Source organism: Streptomyces lomondensis (assembly GCF_014651035.1).
Lineage (GTDB): Bacteria > Actinomycetota > Actinomycetes > Streptomycetales > Streptomycetaceae > Streptomyces > Streptomyces lomondensis.
The window spans coordinates 687,650-705,230 of record NZ_BMWC01000003.1; the positions used below are offsets into that span (position 1 = coordinate 687,650).

The 17,581-nt window shown below is 73.3% G+C and carries 18 protein-coding genes; 5 read left to right on the top strand and 13 right to left on the bottom strand.

Annotated elements, in window-relative coordinates; all coding sequences use genetic code 11:
- The first annotated feature begins 152 nt into the window (after nt 1–152).
- Nucleotides 153–920 carry a GNAT family N-acetyltransferase gene (locus tag IE255_RS14590; RefSeq protein ID WP_190050650.1) on the top strand — a complete coding sequence of 256 codons (768 nt, stop codon included), beginning with the start codon at nt 153–155 and terminating at the stop codon, nt 918–920.
- Nucleotides 920–1,738, top strand: a complete 819-nt coding sequence (locus IE255_RS14595) for a lysophospholipid acyltransferase family protein (protein WP_190050651.1) — start codon at nt 920–922, stop codon at nt 1,736–1,738. Before IE255_RS14590 ends, IE255_RS14595 begins: the two co-directional genes overlap by 1 nt.
- A gap of 122 nt (nt 1,739–1,860) precedes the next feature.
- Here the strand turns inward: IE255_RS14595 and IE255_RS14600 are convergent, their stop codons facing one another.
- The 7 genes from IE255_RS14600 to IE255_RS14630 all read right to left on the bottom strand — a co-directional run bounded on the left by IE255_RS14600 (nt 1,861) and on the right by IE255_RS14630 (nt 10,372).
- Entirely contained in the window at nt 1,861–4,209 is a 2,349-nt protein-coding gene (locus IE255_RS14600; protein WP_190050652.1) for an ATP-binding cassette domain-containing protein, read from the bottom strand.
- 11 nt (nt 4,210–4,220) lie between these two features.
- Nucleotides 4,221–5,219, bottom strand: a complete 999-nt coding sequence (locus tag IE255_RS14605) for an LLM class flavin-dependent oxidoreductase (protein ID WP_190050653.1) — start codon at nt 5,217–5,219, stop codon at nt 4,221–4,223.
- 51 nt (nt 5,220–5,270) lie between these two features.
- Complete coding sequence (locus IE255_RS14610) at nt 5,271–6,428, bottom strand: GTP-binding protein (protein ID WP_190050654.1); 1,158 nt, start codon at nt 6,426–6,428, stop codon at nt 5,271–5,273.
- 4 nt (nt 6,429–6,432) lie between these two features.
- Entirely contained in the window at nt 6,433–6,603 is a 171-nt protein-coding gene (gene rpmF / locus IE255_RS14615) for a 50S ribosomal protein L32 (protein ID WP_095750490.1), read from the bottom strand.
- A 112-nt stretch (nt 6,604–6,715) separates the two neighbouring features.
- Nucleotides 6,716–8,311, bottom strand: coding sequence for a sodium/solute symporter (locus IE255_RS14620; protein ID WP_190050655.1), 1,596 nt, complete (start codon nt 8,309–8,311; stop codon nt 6,716–6,718).
- Nucleotides 8,305–8,697: a DUF485 domain-containing protein gene (locus IE255_RS14625; RefSeq protein ID WP_373309607.1), complete on the bottom strand. Its 393-nt coding sequence runs from the start codon at nt 8,695–8,697 to the stop codon at nt 8,305–8,307. Before IE255_RS14625 ends, IE255_RS14620 begins: the two co-directional genes overlap by 7 nt.
- 475 nt (nt 8,698–9,172) lie before the next feature.
- A complete protein-coding gene (locus IE255_RS14630; protein WP_190050657.1) occupies nt 9,173–10,372 on the bottom strand; it encodes a right-handed parallel beta-helix repeat-containing protein in 1,200 nt (399 codons plus the stop codon).
- A gap of 91 nt (nt 10,373–10,463) precedes the next feature.
- Here IE255_RS14630 and IE255_RS14635 point away from each other — a divergent pair, with 91 nt between their 5' ends.
- Entirely contained in the window at nt 10,464–10,958 is a 495-nt protein-coding gene (locus tag IE255_RS14635; RefSeq protein WP_190050658.1) for a phosphatase domain-containing protein, read from the top strand.
- Between the two features lie 89 nt (nt 10,959–11,047).
- On the top strand, nt 11,048–11,296 hold the full coding sequence (locus tag IE255_RS14640) for a hypothetical protein (protein ID WP_190050659.1): 249 nt from the start codon (nt 11,048–11,050) through the stop codon (nt 11,294–11,296).
- Between the two features lie 12 nt (nt 11,297–11,308).
- Here the strand turns inward: IE255_RS14640 and IE255_RS14645 are convergent, their stop codons facing one another.
- From IE255_RS14645 to egtA, 5 genes are all read right to left on the bottom strand, one after another.
- Nucleotides 11,309–11,524 (bottom strand): dodecin, encoded by a 216-nt coding sequence (locus IE255_RS14645; RefSeq protein ID WP_190050660.1) that lies wholly within the window; start codon nt 11,522–11,524, stop codon nt 11,309–11,311.
- A 112-nt stretch (nt 11,525–11,636) separates the two neighbouring features.
- Nucleotides 11,637–12,599 (bottom strand): L-histidine N(alpha)-methyltransferase, encoded by a 963-nt coding sequence (egtD, locus tag IE255_RS14650; RefSeq protein ID WP_190050661.1) that lies wholly within the window; start codon nt 12,597–12,599, stop codon nt 11,637–11,639.
- Nucleotides 12,596–13,375: an ergothioneine biosynthesis protein EgtC gene (gene egtC / locus IE255_RS14655; RefSeq protein WP_190050662.1), complete on the bottom strand. Its 780-nt coding sequence runs from the start codon at nt 13,373–13,375 to the stop codon at nt 12,596–12,598. The genes egtD and egtC overlap by 4 nt, the downstream gene beginning before the upstream one ends.
- Nucleotides 13,375–14,712, bottom strand: a complete 1,338-nt coding sequence (gene egtB, locus IE255_RS14660) for an ergothioneine biosynthesis protein EgtB (RefSeq protein WP_190050663.1) — start codon at nt 14,710–14,712, stop codon at nt 13,375–13,377. The genes egtC and egtB overlap by 1 nt, the downstream gene beginning before the upstream one ends.
- Nucleotides 14,709–16,022, bottom strand: coding sequence for an ergothioneine biosynthesis glutamate--cysteine ligase EgtA (egtA, locus tag IE255_RS14665; protein WP_190050664.1), 1,314 nt, complete (start codon nt 16,020–16,022; stop codon nt 14,709–14,711). The genes egtB and egtA overlap by 4 nt, the downstream gene beginning before the upstream one ends.
- Nucleotides 16,023–16,313: 291 nt before the next feature.
- Here egtA and IE255_RS14670 point away from each other — a divergent pair, with 291 nt between their 5' ends.
- Nucleotides 16,314–17,129: a TIGR02452 family protein gene (locus IE255_RS14670; protein ID WP_190050665.1), complete on the top strand. Its 816-nt coding sequence runs from the start codon at nt 16,314–16,316 to the stop codon at nt 17,127–17,129.
- On the opposite strand, the gene IE255_RS14675 is transcribed toward IE255_RS14670, so the two are convergent.
- Nucleotides 17,114–17,560, bottom strand: a complete 447-nt coding sequence (locus IE255_RS14675) for a type II toxin-antitoxin system PemK/MazF family toxin (protein ID WP_190050666.1) — start codon at nt 17,558–17,560, stop codon at nt 17,114–17,116. The two genes, IE255_RS14670 and IE255_RS14675, sit on opposite strands and share 16 nt — an antisense overlap.
- Between the last annotated feature and the right edge of the window lie 21 nt (nt 17,561–17,581).

A 17,581-nucleotide genomic window follows, 5' to 3' on the forward strand; every position in this document is an offset into this window, starting at 1 on the left:
CCGCGCCCCCAAGAGAGGGGCGTTGCAGCTTCTGGCATTCAATCTCCTGGCATCCGCGCTCCTGGCACTCGTCACGCGAAGGTCAGGCGGCATGGGCACAACAGGGGGCGGCGGCACCGCTCGCCGCCTCCGGCCCGCGACCAGGAGAAGCCATGACCGGCGTACTGACCGTCGACCGCCCCGCACAGCCCACGGCCCCCACCCGCTACACCGTCACCCTCGCCCGGAACGAGGAGGACGTGCGTGCCGCCCAGCGGCTGCGGCACGACGTCTTCGCCGGGGAGCTGGGCGCCCTGCTGACCGGCTCGCAGCCGGGCCTCGACGTCGACCCGTTCGACGCGTACTGCGACCACCTGCTCGTGCGCGAGGAGACGACCGGCCAGGTCGTCGGCACGTACCGGCTGCTGCCGCCGGAGCGCGCGGCGGTCGCCGGGCGACTGTACTCCGAGGGCGAGTTCGACCTGACCGCGCTGGACGGCATCCGGCCGGAGCTCGTCGAGGTCGGCCGCTCCTGCGTGCACCCGGACCACCGGGACGGCGCGGTCATCAGCCTCATCTGGGCCGGTATCGCCCGCTACATGGTCGAACGCGGCCACGAGTGGCTCGCCGGCTGCTGCTCCATCCCGCTCGCCGACGGCGGTGCCCTCGCCTCGGCCACCTGGGACCGGGTGAGCGCCAAGCACCTGTCGCCCGAGGAGTACCGCGTCCGGCCCCTGCTGCCGTGGATCCCGGGCCCCGCGCCCGCCGCCCGCGTCGAACTGCCCGCCCTGCTGCGCGGCTACCTGCGTCTCGGCGCCTGGGTGTGCGGCGAACCGGCCCACGACCCGGACTTCGGCGTCGCCGACCTGTACGTGCTGCTGCCGATGAGCCGGGTCAACCCGCGCTACCTGCGGCACTTCCTCTCCCTCGTGCCGGCCTGATGAGCGCCTGGCTGCCCACTGCCCCCTGCACGCCGCGGGCCTGCGTCGAGGCACCGGCCGCGGTGCCCGCGCGGGCCGTGCCGCGTGCCGTGCTGCGGCTCACGGGAGTCGTGCTGCTGCTCCTCGCCGGGATCGCGCTGACGCCGCTCGGCGGGCGGATACCGGCGTCCCTTGTCCGGCGGTGGTGCCGGTGGATCGTGCGGGCCGCAGGGGTCCAGGTCCGCATCACCGGCACCGCCGCCCCCACCGGCGGACTGCTGCTGGTCGCCAACCACATCTCCTGGCTGGACATCCCGCTGCTCGCCGCCGTCCGTCCCGCCCGGATGCTGGCCAAGACCGAGGTACGGCGGTGGCCCGTCGCCGGGGCGCTGGCCGCGCGGGGCGGCACCCTGTTCATCGACCGGGACCGGCTGCGGGCCCTCCCGGACACCGTCGCCCGGATCGCCCGGGCCCTGCGCGAGGGCGCCGCGGTCGCGGCCTTCCCCGAGGGCAGCACCTGGTGCGGCCGGGCCCAGGGCACCTACCGCCGGGCCGTCTTCCAGGCCGCCCTGGACGCCGGCGTGCCGGTCCAGCCGGTGCGCCTCCGCTACCGGCTGGACGGCGGACCGGCCACCACGGCTCCCGCGTACGTCGGCGAGGACACGCTGCTCGCCTCCCTGTGGCGGGTGGCGACCGCCCGCGGCCTGGTCGCGGAGGTCGAGGTCCGGGAGGCGATCCCGCCGGGCGGCAACCCCGACCGCCGCTCCCTCGCCCGTGCCGCACAGTCGCCGGAGACGGCCGCGCCGCCGGCCTGGACGCACACGGTGCTCGTGGCGTAGGGCGCCTCAGCGGGTCCCGGATGGTGTGCGCGGGATAGGACGCCTCGGCGGGCCCCGGACGGTGCGCACGGGATAGGGCGCCTCAGCGGGCCCTGCACAGCGTGCGCGCGGGACAGGCCGCCTCAGCGGGTCCCGGACAGGGTGCGCGCGAGATACGGCGCCGTCCGGCTCTCCACCGAGCGCGCCACGTCCGCCGGCCGGCCCGCCGCCACGATCCGGCCGCCCGCGTCGCCGCCGCCCGGGCCGAGGTCGATCACCCAGTCCGCGCGCGCGACGACGGACATGTCGTGCTCGACGACGATCACGGTGTGCCCGGCGTCGACGAGGCCGTGCAGCTGCCGCATCAGGACGTCCACGTCCGCCGGGTGCAGGCCGGTCGTCGGCTCGTCGAGGAGGTAGAGCGTGTGGCCGCGCCGGCCGCGCTGGAGTTCGCTCGCCAGCTTGATGCGCTGGGCCTCGCCGCCGGACAGCTCGGTCGCCGGCTGGCCGAGGCGCAGATAGCCCAGGCCCACGTCGAGCAGCGTGGCCAGACTGCGGGCCACGGCCGGGGTGTCCGCGAAGAACTCCGCCGCGCTCTCCACCGTCAGGTCCAGCACCTGCGCGATGGTCCGCCCCCGGTACGTCACCTCCAGCGTCTCCGGGTTGTACCGGGCCCCGCCGCAGTCCGGGCAGGGCGCGTACGTGCTCGGCAGGAACAGCAGCTCCACGCTGACGAACCCCTCGCCCTGGCAGGTCTCGCACCGCCCACCGGCCACGTTGAAGGAGAACCGGCCGACGCCGAAGCCCCGTTCGCGCGCCCCGTCGGTCGCCGCGAACACCTTGCGCACGACGTCGAAGAGGCCGGTGTAGGTGGCGAGGTTCGAGCGCGGGGTGCGGCCGATCGGCTTCTGGTCGACCGAGACCAGCCGGCCCACCCCCGCCGTGTCCGCCGTGATCTCGCCGATGAGCGTGGACTTGCCGGAGCCGGACACCCCGGTGACCGCGGTGAACGCGCCGAGCGGGAACTCGGCGGTCACCCCGCGCAGATTGTGCCGGGTGACCGGGCCGCTCTTCAGCCAGCCGCCCGGCTCGCGGACCTCCCGCACGGGGGCGGGGGAGCGGTCGAACAGGTAGCGGGCCGTCGCCGACTCCTCGACGGCGGCCAGGTCGGCCACCGGGCCGCTGTGCAGCACCCGGCCGCCGTGCTCGCCCGCCCGCGGGCCCACGTCCACCAGCCAGTCGGCGCCGCGTACGACATCGAGGTGGTGCTCCACGACGAACACCGAGTTCCCGGCCGCCTTCAGCCGCTCCAGGACCGTGAGCAGCGCCTCGGTGTCCGCCGGGTGCAGCCCGGCCGACGGCTCGTCGAGGACGTAGACGACACCGAACAGGCCGGAGCGCAGCTGGGTGGCGAGGCGCAGGCGTTGCAGCTCGCCCGCGGAGAGGGTGGGGGTGGGCCGGTCGAGGCTGAGGTAGCCGAGGCCCAGCTCGACGACCGGGGCGATACGGGACGTGAGGTCGTCGGTCAGGACCCGGGCGGTCTCCGACCGGGCGTCGAGAGCGGCGGCCAGCTCCGCCAGCGGCAGCGAGGCCAGCTCGGCGATGGTCCGGCCGCCGAACGTCACCGCCAGCGCCTCCGGTCGCAGCCGGCTGCCGCCGCACGCCGGGCAGGACGCGCTGGTGAGGAACCGTTCGGCCCTCGCCCGCAGCGTCGGGCTCCTGGAGTCCGAGAACGTCTTCATCACATACCGGCGGGCGCTCATGTACGTGCCCTGGTACGGCCGTTGGATGCGGTCCGCGTCCCGCACCGGGTGCACCGTGACGACCGGCTGCTCGTCGGTGAACAGGATCCACGCGCGGTGTTCGGCGGGCAGCTCCCGCCAGGGCCGGTCCACGTCGTACCCGAGCGCGTCGAGGATGTCCCGCAGGTTCTTGCCCTGCCACGCGCCCGGCCACGCGGCGATCGCGCCCTCGCGGATCGACAGCGACGGGTCGGGGACCAGCGACTCCTCGGTCGTACGGTGCACCAGCCCGAGCCCGTGGCACTCCGGGCAGGCCCCGGCCGCCGTGTTGGGCGAGAAGGCGTCGGAGTCGAGCCGCTCGGCGCCGGGCGGGTAGGTGCCGGCCCGGGAGAACAGCATGCGCAGCGAGTTGGAGAGGTTGGTGACCGTGCCGACGGAAGAGCGCGAGGTGGGCGCCGCGCGGCGCTGCTGGAGCGAGACGGCCGGTGGCAGACCGGTGATCTCCCCGACCTTCGGCGCGCCGACCTGGTGGATCAGCCGGCGCGCGTACGGCGCGACCGACTCGAAGTAGCGGCGCTGCGCCTCCGCGTAGATCGTGCCGAACGCCAGCGACGACTTCCCCGAGCCGGACACGCCGGTGAACACGGCCAGCACGTCCCGCGGAATGTCGACGTCCACGCCCTGGAGATTGTGCTCGCGGGCCCCTCGGACGCGGACGTACGGGTCGTGGGGGCCGTGGGGGTCGTGCATGGGGAACGACTCTAACCGGAGGCGATCGCGGCCAGCCGCCGGTAGGAGTCCAGCAGGGCCTCGCGGTCGTAGGTGCTGGTGGTGACCAGGACCTCCTGCGCCCCGGTCTCCTTCAGCACCGTCTCCAGCTCGTGCGCGACCTGCTCCTCGGTGCCGGCGATGTGGCCGGTGAGGCCGGACTCGTAGAGGCCGCGCTCCTTGGCGGTCATGGTGAGCGCCTCGACGCGCTCGGCGGGCGGCAGGGGCGGGAAGGTGCCGTGGGTGCGGGAGTGCGCCATGGACCAGGCCTCGGGGACCAGCAGCCGCCGGGCCTCGTCGGGTGTGGCGGCCACGGCGATCGTGCCCGAGACGACGACGTACGGTTCCGGCGCCCAGGGGGAGGGGCGGAAGCGGTCGCGGTAGTGGTCGATGCCGCGGCGCATCTTCTCCCGGTTCCTGAGGTCGCCGATGACCATGGGCAGGCCCGCGCGGGCCGCGATGCCGGCGCCCTGGCCCATGGCCAGGACGAACGGCGGCACGGTCAGGCCCTCGGCGGGCCGCGCGTGCACCCCGGTGGGGGAGGTGCCCCGGAACCAGCCGAGCAGCTCCCGCAGCTGGGCCTCGAAGTCCTCCGCGTCGCCCTTGTCACGGCCCAGGGCCTTGCGCACCCCGTCCGTGAAGCCGACGGAGCGGCCGAGGCCCATGTCGATCCGCCCGGGGAACAGCGACTCCAGCACCCCGAACTGCTCGGCCACCACCAGCGGCCGGTGGTTGGGCAGCATCACGCCGCCGGTCCCGACCCGGATCGTCCGGGTCGCGGCCGCGACCGCGGCGGCCAGCACAGTCGGCGCGGAACCGGCGACCCCGGGGACGCCGTGATGCTCCGAGACCCAGAGCCGGTGGAAGCCGAGCCGCTCCAGCTCCTGCGCGAGCCGCACGGTGTCGCGCAGCGCCTCGGGGTGCGTGTGGCCCTCGCGGGTGCGGGAGCGGTCGAGGACGGAGAAGCGGGCCGAGGCGATCAGGGAACTCACACGGGGTTCAACACCTGAGAGGCCGCGGCATTCCCGGCGCCGCCCCGGCCGCTACGCCGCGTGCTCGTGGTCGCACGCCTCGTCGATGCCGTACGTGTCCCAGGCGGGGAACGGGTCGTCGCCGGGAAGGCTCTCGCCCGGGCCCATCAGGCAGTCGGCCAGGGCGGCGTGCAGGGCCTGGGTGTCCAGCCCCGTCCCGATGAACACCAGCTCCTGGGCGTGCGGCACGTCGGTGTCCCGCGCGGCGGAGGGTTCGAAGCGGGCGACGGCCCCGGCCTGCGACCACAGGCCCGTCACCCGCGGGCGGCTCGCCAGGGTGAAGAAGCCCTTGGAGCGCAGGATCCGCCCGTACGTGCCGCCGTCCAGCTCCTTCGTCACGAACGTCCACAACCGCCCGGGGTGGAAGGGGAGTCCGGAGCGGAACACCGTGGAGGAGATGCCGTACTCCTCGGTCTCGGGGACGTGGTCGCCGTTGAGCTCGCGGACCCAGCCCGGCGCCTGCTGGGCGCGCTCCAGGTCGAACAGGCGGGTGCCGAGCACCTGGCGCGGGTCCACCCGGCCGTGTGTCGCGGGGACCAGCCGGGCGAGCGGGTTGAGCCGGGTCAGGGCCGCCCGCAGCCGGGCCGCCGTCTCCTCGTCGACGAGGTCGAGCTTGTTGAGCACCAGCACGTCGGCGAACTCGATCTGGTCGACGAGCAGATCGCTGACCGTGCGCTCGTCGTCCTCGTACGGGGCGAGGCCCCGCTCCGCCAGGTCGTCGCCGGTCTCCAGCTCGGCGAGGAAGTTGGCCGCGTCCACGACCGTGACCATGGTGTCGAGCAGGGCCACGTCGTCGAGGGTGGCGCCGTCGTCGCGGGCGAAGGCGAAGGTGGCCGCGACGGGCAGCGGTTCGGAGATGCCGGACGATTCGATGAGGAGATGGTCGAAGCGGCCCTCGCGGGCCAGCCGGTCGACCTCCTCCAGCAGGTCGTCGCGCAGGGTGCAGCAGATGCAGCCGTTGGTCATCTCGACGAGGCGCTCCTCGGTCCGCGACAGGGCGGCCTCGCCGCCGCGCACCAGGGTCGCGTCGATGTTGACCTCGCTCATGTCGTTGACGATGACCGCGACGCGCAGGCCCTCGCGGTTGGCCAGGACGTGGTTGAGCAGGGTGGTCTTGCCCGCCCCCAGGAATCCGGAGAGCACGGTGACGGGCAGCCGTTCGCGCGGCATCGGCTCAGCCCTCGGGGCGCAGCAGCCCGCGCTCGTAGGCCTTGACCAGGTTCTGCGGGACGAGGTGACGGACGCCGTCGATCGTGACCGGTACCAGCGTCGGGGTGGCGGCCTTCCACTGGGCGCGGCGGTGACGGGTGTTGCTGCGGGACATCTTCCGCTTCGGGACAGCCATGGGGCTCCTCCTCGATGGACAACGACGGACGGGCACCGAGGACGCTACATGAAAATGGATCCCATTAACAATTCGCGTCCCCGGTGCCCGGACCGGTGCCCCGGAGGGCGTGTCAGTCGTCGGCGCCCACGAGCATCCGTACCTCGAACTCCTCGTGGGTGCCCGGCTCCTCGGCCGGTCCCTTGTCCAGCACCGTGCCGAGCCAGCCCAGGAAGAAGCCCACCGGGATGGAGACGATGCCGGGGTTCTGGAGCGGGAACCAGGCGAAGTCGGCCTCGGGGTAGAACGAGGCCGGGGCGGAGGAGACCACGGGGGAGAACGCGGCGAGCAGCACGGAGCAGAGCAGGCCGCCGTAGAGGCTGAGCAGGGCGCCCTTCGCCGAGAAGCGCCGCCAGAAGAGGGTGTAGATGATCGTCGGCAGGATCGCGGAGGCCGCGATGGCGAAGGCGAGGAAGGCGAGCGTCGCGGTGTTCGCCCCCCAGGCGACGAGGGCGAGCAGCATGCCGAGGATGCCGATCACCGCGCCGGACAGCCGGGCGACGGTCAGCTCCTCCGTCTCGCTGGCCCGGCCCTTGCGGATCACCTCGCTGTACAGGTCGTGCGCGAGGGACGAGGCCGCGGCCAGGGTGAGGCCGACCGCCACGGCGAGCAGCGTCAGATACGCCAGGCAGGTCAGCAGCGCGGTGAGGACGCTGCCGCCCAGCTCGTGGGCGAGGAGGAGGACGGAGGCGTTGCCGGTGCGGTCCGTGTCCAGGATGGTGTCCCGGCCGACGAGCGCGGTGGCGCCGAGGCCGAGGATGCCGGCCCCGAAGCAGACCGCGCCGACCAGGCCGATGGCCCACAGGACCGAGGAGCGCAGCACGCCGCTGCTGCGCGGGGCGAGCAGCCGCATCAGCACGTGCGGGAGGGCGGCCAGGCCCAGGACGATGGCCAGTTCGAGGCTGAGGAAGTCCAGCTTGTTGCTGACGGTGCCGCCGTAGCGCAGTCCCGGTTCGAGGAAGGTCAGGCCGGTTCCGCTGCGCTGGGCCGCCCGTTCGAGCAGGGCGTTGGGGTTCCAGTCGAAGCGGTGCAGCACCCAGCCCGCGGTGAACAGGACGCCCGCGATCAGCATCACGGCCTTGATGATCTGGATGACGGTGGCTCCGGGCATGCCGCCGAGGGAGGCGTACAGGATCACGAAGGTACCGATCACGACCACGCACAGGGTGCGGGTGGTGCCGCTCGGCACACCGGTGAACTGCGTCAGGAGGGCCACGCTGCCCACGAGTTGCGCCACCAGGTAGAGCGTCGCGATCGCCAGGATGCACACGGCCAGGGCGACCCGCACCGGCCGCTGCTGCCGGGGCAGGCGCAGCGCCACCGTGTCGCCGAGCGTGAACTTCCCCGTGCGGTGCAGGGGTTCGGCGATCAGCAGCAGCACCATCATCCAGGCGACGGTGGTACCGCCGAGGTACATCAGCCCGTCGTAGCCGGTCAGGGCGACCAGCCCGGTGCTGCCCAGCAGGGTGGCGGCGGACAGGTAGTCGCCGCACATGGCGAGGCCGTTGCGCAACGGCGACATGGCGCGGTTGCCGAGGTAGAACTCGCTGATCTCGTCGCGCTGAGGGGCCGTCAGCAGGGCCGTGAACAGGGTGATCACGACCACGGTCAGGAACAGCACGAACGTCAGCTGGAGGCTGCTGTCGTCGATGGCGGCCGCGGTCACCACGTGCGGAACCCCCTCGTCCCGTGCTGGAGGGGCTGCCCGTTCCCCTGGGGCGGCGCCGCCGAGCGGGCGCGCCGGTTCTCGTGCTCGTGCAGCCGGGAGCGCAGGCCGCGGGCGAGCGGATCGACCCGGGTGCGCATGTGCCGGACGTAGCACCAGGCGGTCACGCCCATGATGACGAACTGCCCGAGACCGAGGGTGAGTCCGATCGTGAGGTGGCCGAACAGCGGCTGGTTCATCACCGCGGGGACGAAACTCGACAGCAGCACATACAGCAGGAATCCGCCGACGGACAAGATCGTCGCCCGGGTGCCGAACCGGCGCTGCGCGCGACGCAGAGAGTGAAATTCCGGATGGTCGGATATGCGAGACGGTGGAGTATGTTCGATGTGCGGGAGCGGGAATGTGGGAGTGTCATCCCGTCGCGGTGGAAATTCGGGCACAGGCGCACCTTCTTCGCTGCTTCGTGCCCCGCACTCGACCCCGTCGAGTCAGTGGCGTGTCCGGCTTTCGCGCAGGGTGGAGGGGTGCCGGACGCGCCGAGGGGGTGCGGGCTCTGTGGGGGGCTCGTGAAACCGGGAAAACTTCCTGTCCGGAATCACGCGGACGGCCTCGGGGTTCTGTGTGGAGACCCCCGATCAGCCCCGGCCAGGGGTAGTGGCGAGGCTGAAAGCGGAGTATGTCAGTGCTGTGCTTGAGCCATCAACTGTGATGGTCAATTGACTTGTGTCCATGGCTCGTTCACACCCTCGCCGAAGGGTCGGCGGCACTGCGGCGGCCTGCGGAAAAGGCCCCGCCGGAGAATAGTCCGGACCATTTCTCCGGCCAGGCTGTCTCAAACGCGTTGCGCCCCGAACGGCCGGTTCAGAAACGCGCTCCGACCGCCGTGCCGGATCGTGGCACGAGGAACGCCGGTGCCTTCGGCAGCGAGCCGTCCGCCGCCCGGGGCCCGGTGAGCGGACCCGGGTCGGTGCTCAGCACCGAGGCGGCGTCCCAGGTGCCGCCGATGTTCCAGGAGTTGCCGCTGGCGACGGTCTTCGCGCCGACGGCTGCCGCGCGCCGGTCCGCGACGGACAGGTTGCCGGTGAGCCTGGCCGTCCCGCCGGAGACGTCGGCGTCGAAGCCCGTACCGCCGTTGCCGTACGTGGAGGTGCGGCTCAGGGCGAGGGAGCCCGGGTTGCCGTTGTCGGTGAGGCCGTGCTTCGCGTTCTTGAAGGAGACGCTGTTGCGTACGGTGTGGGCCACCGCCGGGGCGGGGCTGCCGCCGCCGAGCTTGAAGCCGTTGCCGTCGCCCGCGAAGTCCGGGAAGTTCCAGCGGTTGAAGCCGTTGCCGTACGCCACCGTGTTCTCGATCGTCACCGGCGAGGCGAACTCCCAGGCGTCGAAGCCGTCGTCGACGTTGTTCCACAGCCGGGCGCCGCGCACCACGTTGCCCGTGCCGCTGCCCTCCTTGATCGCCAGGCCGTCGGCGCTCTCGCCGTTCTTGCGCGGGTCGCGGTTGCCGTGGCTGTCCAGGTCCAGGATCTGGTTGTTGCTCGAATCGCCCTGGAGCTGGAAGCCGGACTCGTAGTTGTCGTGCGTGCGCAGCCGCGCGAAGACGTTGCCGTCGCAGCCGTCGCAGTACACCCCGTACGGGCCGTTGACGATCTCCAGATCCGAGATCCGCCAGTACGACGCCTCCATGTGGACCGCCCCGCGCTCGGCGCGCGGGATGCTGCCGCCGACCGGGGTGTGGCTCGCGGGCAGCTTCTCGCCGTCGACGACCACGCGCTCGCCCGGGTGGGCGGCGAGGCTGATGGGCTGGGAGGCGGTCCCGGAGGTGGTGATGGTGATGTTGTCGGTCAGGGCGTACGTCCCGCCGCGCACGGTGATGGTGTCCCCGGGCCTGGCCAGGTCCACCGCCCGCTGGATGGTCTTCAGCGGGCGGGCGAGCGTGCCGGGGGCGGCGTCGTCCCCGTTCGGCGCCACGACCAGGGCCGTGCCCGCGGCGGCCGCCGGCCCCGTCAGTGCCATGGCCAGCGCGGCCCCCGCCAGCGCCGCCGACCAGATCCGTGCGTTGTGCATACGGCCTCCTGTCTCTCCCGCGTGGGTGTCGCACAGGAGTGGCCGCCGGGGAAGGGAAGGTTGCCGGGCGGACACCTCTAGGCTGGGCACCGTGAGTGACGACCGCAGCAAGACCCCGCTGGCCGTGTTCGATCTGGACAACACCCTCGCCGACACCGCGCACCGGCAGCGGTTCCTGGAGCGCAGGCCGAAGGACTGGGACGGGTTCTTCTCGGCGGCGCCGCAGGACGGGCCGCTCCCGGAGGGCATCGCGCTGGTGAAGGAGAGCGCGCGGGAGTGCGAGATCGTCTACCTCACCGGGCGCCCCGAGCGCTGCCGGCGCGACACGCTCGACTGGCTGGCGGCCCAGGGGCTGCCCGAGGGGCGTGTCTACATGCGGCGGGACGCCGACCGCCGGCCCGCCCGGTTCACCAAGCTGGACATCCTGAAGCGGCTCGCCCGCACGCGCGAGATCCGCGTCCTCGTGGACGACGACGAGTTGGTCTGCGACGACGCCCGGCGCGCGGGCTTCACCGTCGTACGGGCCGACTGGGCGGCGCGGTCCGCCGAGATGAGGGTGGCGCAGGAGCGGGAAGGGCGGACTTGAGACCCTGGGGTGACGGAATGTTCACCTCCGCCGGGTATCCCTGAGCCACCAGCACCGGCGCACATGTGCGCGTACATACGGGGGATGCCATGAAGGGACGCCGCAAGGGCGCGCTCGCGGGAGCGGCGCTGCTCGGCGCCGCACTGCTGCTCACCGGCTGTGCGAAGCCCGACCGCAGCGAGATCGTCACCTGGACCGACGAACACGGCCGGGCCTGCACCGGCGTGGCGGTGGTCGACTCCGAGGACGGCGACCGCGAGGTGACCAGCATCGACTGCGACTACCCGCCGGAGGGCAGGCAGCCGGGCCGCGCGACCTCGGAACCGCTGCCGGACTGATCCCGGAGGCCTTTACTCGGTCTCCTCCAGCCGGAAGCCCACCTTGAGCCCCACCTGCCAGTGCGCGATCTCCCCGTTGTCGAGCTGTCCGCGGACCTGCGTCACCTCGAACCAGTCCAGGTTGCGCAGGGTCTGCGAGGCCCGGCCGATGCCGTTGCGGATGGCCTGGTCGACGCCCTCGGGCGAGGTGCCGACGATCTCCGTGACCCGGTAGGTGTGGTTCGACATGCCGCTGCTCCTGTTCTGGCGAGTGTGTCGCGCGTCACTCCACCGTGCCCCACGCGGCGGCGAAGCGCGAGACGTCGTCTCCCGCCCCGCCGCCGTCCAGGGGCTCCCGGCGTCAGCGCGCCACGCTCAGCGACAGCGCGAACCGGCCCGCGCCGTCCGTCCACCAGTGGGCCAGGTCCAGCCCCGCCGCGAACAGTTCGGCGCGCACCCCCTCCTGCCGGAACTTCGCCGACACCTCCGTGCGCAGCTCCTCTCCCGCCGCGAAGTCGACCGCGAGGTCGAGCGCCGGCACCTTCACCGTCTGCGCCGTACGGGACCGCAGCCGCATCTCGATCCACTCGTGCCCGTCGTCCCACAGCGCCACGTGGTCGAACGCGGCGGGCTCGAAGTCGGCGCCGAGCTCACGGTTGATCACGGTCAGGACGTTCTTGTTGAACGCGGCCGTCACTCCGGCCGCGTCGTCGTACGCCCGGACCAGCACCTCCTCGTCCTTGACCAGGTCCGTGCCGAGCAGCAGGGCGTCGCCCGGGGCGAGCAGGGCCCGCACCGAGGCCAGGAACGCGGCGCGCTCGGCGGGCAGCAGGTTGCCGATCGTGCCGCCGAGGAACGCCACCAGCCGGGGCCCCGGCGTGTCCGGCAGCGTCAGCTCGGCGGTGAAGTCGGCGATCAGCGCGTGCACGTCGAGCCCCGGCCGCTCGGCGGCGAGCGCCTGCCCGGCCTGGGTGAGGGCGCTCTCGGAGACGTCGACGGGGACGTAGGTGTGCAGGCCGGTGAGGGCGTCGATCAGGTGCCGCGTCTTCTCGGAGGAGCCGGAGCCCAGCTCGACCAGGGTGCGGGCCCGGGTCGCCGCGGCGATGTCGCCCGAGCGGTCGACGAGGATCTCCCGTTCGGCGCGCGTCGGGTAGTACTCGGGCAGTTCGGTGATCTGCTCGAACAGGTCGCTGCCGTGGGCGTCGTAGAACCACTTCGGCGGCAGCGTCTTCGGGTGGCCTGTCAGGCCCCGGTGGACGTCGGCGCGCAGCGCGGCGTCCGTGGCGTCCTCGGGCAGGGTGCGGGTGAGGTGGAACGGGCTCACGTACGGGGCTCCTTGGGAGTTGCGTCCGGGAGGTCCTTGAGCGGCGTCAGCAGCACGTCCGTGCGGCTCGCCGCGAGCAGGGTGCGGTCGGGGACCGCCTGCCAGTGCGGATCGTCGTCGTAGGGCTCGGAGGCCACGACGGTGCCGCCGCCGGGCCGGGTGAGGTACCAGAGGGTGTCGCCCCAGGCGGTCGCGGTGATGGTGTCGCCGTTGGTGAGGAGGAGGTTGAGCCGGGAACCGGGGGCCGCGGCGGCGACCTCCAGGACCGTTTCGGCCAGCGCCTGGCCCTCCTCGTCGCCCCCGCGCAGCCGGGCCAGCACCAGCGCCCAGACGAGCGCCGAGTCGTTGCGGGCCTCCAGCGACAGCAGGTCCTCGGGCGGCAGGCTCCGGGACACCGGCGCGAGCGAACCGGGCCAGCCCCTGACCGCCCCGTTGTGGCTGAACAGCCAGGTCCCCGCGGCGAACGGTGCCGCCGCGGCCTCGGCGTCCGCGCCCGACAGGGTCGCGTCCCGCACTGCGGCGAGCAGCGCGGTGGTCCGTACGACCCGGGCGAGATCGGCGAACGACAGGTCCGCCCAGACGGGCCCGGCCCGGCGGTAGCGGGCCGGCACCGGGTCGCCCTCGGCGTACCAGCCCACGCCGAAACCGTCCGCGTTGACCGTCCCGTACCGCTGGTGCCGGGGCGCCCACGACTGCCGGTACAGGCCGTGCGGGGGCTCCACCAGGAGCCGGCCGAGCGGCTCCGCCGGTCCTACGTACGCCACATGACGGCACATCAGACGTCCTCCGAGCGGGCCGTGCGGAACCCGGAGAAGATCTGCCGCCGGATCGGGTAGTCCCAGTTGCGGAACGTGCCCCGGCAGGCCACCGCGTCCACCGCGAACGAACCGCCGCGCAGCACCTTGTACTCGGGCCCGAAGAACACCTCCGAGTACTCCTTGTACGGGAACGCCCGGAACCCCGGGTACGGCAGGAAGTCGCTCGCCGTCCACTCCCACACGTCACCGATCAGCTGCCGTATGCCGAGCGGCGACTCACCGGCCGGATAGCTCCCGGCGGGCGCCGGACGCAGATGCCGCTGGCCGAGGTTGGCGTGCTCGGGCCCCGGGTCGGCGTCGCCCCACGGGTAGCGCGTCGAGCGGTCACCGGCCGGGTCGTACCGCGCCGCCTTCTCCCACTCGGCCTCGGTCGGCAGCCGGCGGCCGTCCCAGCGGGCGTAGGCGTCGGCCTCGTACCAGCACACGTGCAGCACGGGCTCGTCGGGCGGGACGACCTCGGTGACGCCGAAGCGGCGCCTGAGCCACTGCCTGCCGTCGCGCCGCCAGAACAGCGGGGCGGTGATGCCGTGCTTGCGGATGTGCGCCCAGCCCTCCGGCGCCCACCAGCGCGGATTCGCGTAGCCGCCGTCCTCGATGAACGCCTGGTACGCGGCGTTCGTCACCGGGGTGGTGTCGATATAGAACGGCGGCACCTCGCGCCGGTGCGCGGGGCGCTCGTTGTCCAGGGCCCAGGGCTCGGTGGAGGTGCCCATCGTGAACGGGCCCCCGGGCACGAGGACTTCGGACCGTCCGGTGAACAGCGGCACCGGCTCCGGGTCCGGGGCGGTCAGGGCCTGCGGGCCCTTGCGGAGCTGATGGGTGATCAGCATGGTTTCGTCGTGCTGCTGTTCGTGCTGCGCGATCATGCCGAAGGCGAACCCGGCCTCTGTCAGCCGCGTCCCGTGGAACGCGGCCTTCTCCAGCACGTCCAGCGCCCGGCCCCGCACGTCGGCCGCGTAGCGACGGGCCTCTTCCGGGGGCAGCAGCGGCAGCTTGGGCCGGTCGGCCCGGGGGTGCTCGAAGGCGTCGTAAAGGCTGTCGATCTCGGGCCGTATCGCCTCCCGCCCGGCGACGGCCCGCAGGAGCCACTGCTCCTCCTGGTTGCCGATGTGCGCGAGGTCCCACACCAGCGGCGACATCAGCGGCGAGTGCTGCGCGGTCAGGTCGGGGTCCTCGACGCAGCTCGTCAGCAGGGTCGTGCGGTCGCGGGCGACGACCAGCGAGGCGACCGCCCGCTCGCGGAGCGCCTCGGGGTCCACGGTCCCGGTGTCGGCAGCGGGCTCGGTGTGGGTCATGGGCGGAAGTCCTTCCCGTGGGCGCGACCGTCCCTGCCGCGCTGTCGGTCGAGCAGGTCGTCGGCGGGGCAGCGGCCCAGGACGACATAGCGGTCCAGAAAGGCGGTGACGGCGTCCGTGACCTCGGGCCCGGCGCCGAGCCGGGGCAGGGCGTCCAGCGCGGTCGTGAAGCACGTGACGGCCACCTCGCGCAGTTCGGCGTCGGCCAGGCCGCGCCGGGCCGCGTCGAGCCACAGCGGGTTGTGCGGCGCGGGCATCCCCAGCGTCCGTTCGGCCAGCGGCTTCACGGCCCGGTAGGCGGTCTCGGCGGCCTCCGGGTCGTCGAACAGCGCCGCCGTCACGGCCAGCGGCACGATCCAGCCGTCGTCCCCGGGCTGCGCGTCGATCATGCGCAGTTCGAGATGGCCGCGCGGCCTGACCGGCGGGAACAGCGTCGTGACGTGGTAGTCCAGGTCCTCCCGCGTGGGCGGCCTCGGCACCCCCGTACGGATCCACTCCCGGAACGTCAGCCCCTCCGGGACGTCCCAGGGCGCGCCGTCCCGCCGGACGCACATCACGGGGGAGTCCAGCACGTGCCCGGCCCAGGCGCCGCGCGGGTCGGCGTCCAGCGGCGGTCCGCCCGCCCGGCCGGCGCCGATCCGGGTCCACAGCAGCTGCCGGGTGGACAGCCAGCCGGTCGGCCGGTGCCCGGCGAGCGGGGAGTTGGCGAACGCGGCCACCAGGACCGGCCCCAGATGATGGGCCAGCCACCAGCGCCGCACCAGGCCCTGGGGCCCGGGCTCCTCGTGGCCGGCGTCCAGGCACACCTGCACGGAGGCGGAGGTGCACATCATGGCGCGGCCGGCGGGGCCCGTGCGGTCCAGGCACGCCTCCATGGCGTCGTAGCGCGGTTCGCGCAGGAACCGGCGGGGTTCGTGCCAGGGATCCTGGCCGATGCCGACGAGGGCGAGGGCGTCCTCGCGCAGAACCGCGCGGACGGCGTCGAGGTCGGCGGAGACGGTGCGGACGCATTCCGTCAGCGAGGCGGCGGGGGGCGAGCTCAGCTCCAGCTGGCCGCCGGGCTCCACGGTGAGCGCCGACCTCAGGGGCAGGGTCCGCAGTGCGGCGTAGGCCGCTTCGAGTCGTTCGGGTGCGACGGGGAGCTGCGGTGCGCGCAGCTCGTGGACGAGCCATTCCACCTCGACCCCGAGGCGGCGCGGCGGGCCGGTCTTGAAGCAGATGCCGCGCACCAGGGCCTCGACGTCCGCTTCGGACAGTGCGGCGCGTGGCTGGGTACAGCCGCCCGCCGCTGCAGTGGGCGAATCAGGCATATAGGGATCCTCCTGAGATTCCACCATGCCACCGGTCCGGGCTCTCCGACGGCCCGAACCGGGATCACTCATCCCACCCAAGCCCCTCCTGTCGCTCGGCACAAGGGTGCGAACCGGGGCGTTCCGGGTCGGTCATCCGGTCCATCCGGGCGTTTCCCGGCGCTTTCCCCGGTGTTCTCCGGCCACGAAAACTCCGTTGCGCCGGGGTTCCGGCATCACCCACGATGCCTGCGTGAGCACGACAAGCAGGACCGCGCGGCACGCGGTCGCGGCGCGTACGGGGGTCGCGCCGTGAGCGCGCGCCTGCGCGAGGTCGCCCGGCAGACCGAGCAGATCGTGGCGGCGGGGGCCTACCGGGCTCCGGACGGGCGCGAGGTGTCGATCGCGGCGGCGCTCCGGGCCGCGCGGGAGGGCACGCGCGTGTACGGACCGGAACCGGTGCCGGTGCCCTCCGTCCGGGTGACAGGGACGCTGGTCGAGGTCACGGGCGAGAGCAGCCTGGAGGCCGCGCGAAGGCTCGGCGGCGACGTGGCGGTCCTGAACTTCGCCTCGGCCCGCAATCCCGGCGGCGGCTACCTGAACGGCGCCCAGGCCCGGGAGGAGGCCCTGTGCCGGGCCTCGGCGCTCTACACCTGCCTGCTGGAGGCCCGCGCCTTTTACGACCACCACCGCGCCCACCGCGACCCGTTCTACACGGACCGTGTCATCCACTCACCCGCCGTGCCCGTCTTCCGCGACGACCGGGGCGCCCTGCTGGACAGGCCGCACACCGCCGGCTTCCTCACCTCGGCCGCGCCCAACGCGGGCGTGGTGCTCCGTACGGCCCCCGAGCGGGCGGCCGAGCTGCCGAGGGCCCTCGCCGTCCGGGCCGAACGCGTCCTGGAGACGGCAGCGGCCCACGGCTACCGCAGGCTGGTGCTGGGCGCCTGGGGATGCGGGGTGTTCCGCAACGACCCGGCCCAGGTGGCGGGGGCGTTCCGGGGACTGCTGGGGTCCGGCGGACGGTTCTCGGAGACCTTCGAGCACGTGGTGTTCGGGGTGCTGGACCGCACGCCCGGCCAGGTGGTGCGGGCCGCCTTCGAGAAGACCTTTCAGGTCCAGCCGTAGCGCTCCCGCAGCCGGTGCCTGACCAGGTTGAACCGCATGCGGTCCAGCGCGCAGGCCTCCCGGCGCATGCCGTCCTCGTGCAGGCGCAGGACCCGGTCGATGTCGACCCAGGAGTCCCGGCCGGACCGGTCCCAGGGACCGCTGCCGATCGGCACCCACTCCCGGTCGCCGTCGTGCCGCTTGCTGGACAGCTGCACGGCGAGGAACGTGCCGCCGGCCTCGCGGGCGACCACGAGCACCGGGCGGTCCTTGCCCCGGCCGTCGTTCTCCTCGAAGGGGACCCACGTCCAGACGATCTCGCCGGGGTCGGGGTCGCCGTCGTGCGCGGGCGAGTACTCCGTGCGCACCCGGCCCACCTCGCGCGGGTCGGCCTGGACGGTGGCGGACGGGCCGTGGCGGCCGGGGACGTTCTCGTCGGTAAACGCGGTCACGGGGGCACCCTAAGGGCTGCC

What these genes read in the sequence shown, in the direction of transcription:
- IE255_RS14590 (WP_190050650.1), top strand. Translation starts at nt 153, where the DNA reads ATGACCGGCGTACTGACCGTCGACCGCCCCGCACAGCCCACGGCCCCC.
- IE255_RS14600 (WP_190050652.1), bottom strand. Translation starts at nt 4,209, where the DNA reads ATGCACGACCCCCACGGCCCCCACGACCCGTACGTCCGCGTCCGAGGG.
- egtB (WP_190050663.1), bottom strand. Translation starts at nt 14,712, where the DNA reads ATGACCCACACCGAGCCCGCTGCCGACACCGGGACCGTGGACCCCGAG.
- rpmF (WP_095750490.1), bottom strand. Translation starts at nt 6,603, where the DNA reads ATGGCTGTCCCGAAGCGGAAGATGTCCCGCAGCAACACCCGTCACCGC.
- IE255_RS14595 (WP_190050651.1), top strand. Translation starts at nt 920, where the DNA reads ATGAGCGCCTGGCTGCCCACTGCCCCCTGCACGCCGCGGGCCTGCGTC.
- IE255_RS14610 (WP_190050654.1), bottom strand. Translation starts at nt 6,428, where the DNA reads ATGCCGCGCGAACGGCTGCCCGTCACCGTGCTCTCCGGATTCCTGGGG.
- egtA (WP_190050664.1), bottom strand. Translation starts at nt 16,022, where the DNA reads ATGCCTGATTCGCCCACTGCAGCGGCGGGCGGCTGTACCCAGCCACGC.
- egtC (WP_190050662.1), bottom strand. Translation starts at nt 13,375, where the DNA reads ATGTGCCGTCATGTGGCGTACGTAGGACCGGCGGAGCCGCTCGGCCGG.
- IE255_RS14640 (WP_190050659.1), top strand. Translation starts at nt 11,048, where the DNA reads ATGAAGGGACGCCGCAAGGGCGCGCTCGCGGGAGCGGCGCTGCTCGGC.
- IE255_RS14645 (WP_190050660.1), bottom strand. Translation starts at nt 11,524, where the DNA reads ATGTCGAACCACACCTACCGGGTCACGGAGATCGTCGGCACCTCGCCC.
- IE255_RS14630 (WP_190050657.1), bottom strand. Translation starts at nt 10,372, where the DNA reads ATGCACAACGCACGGATCTGGTCGGCGGCGCTGGCGGGGGCCGCGCTG.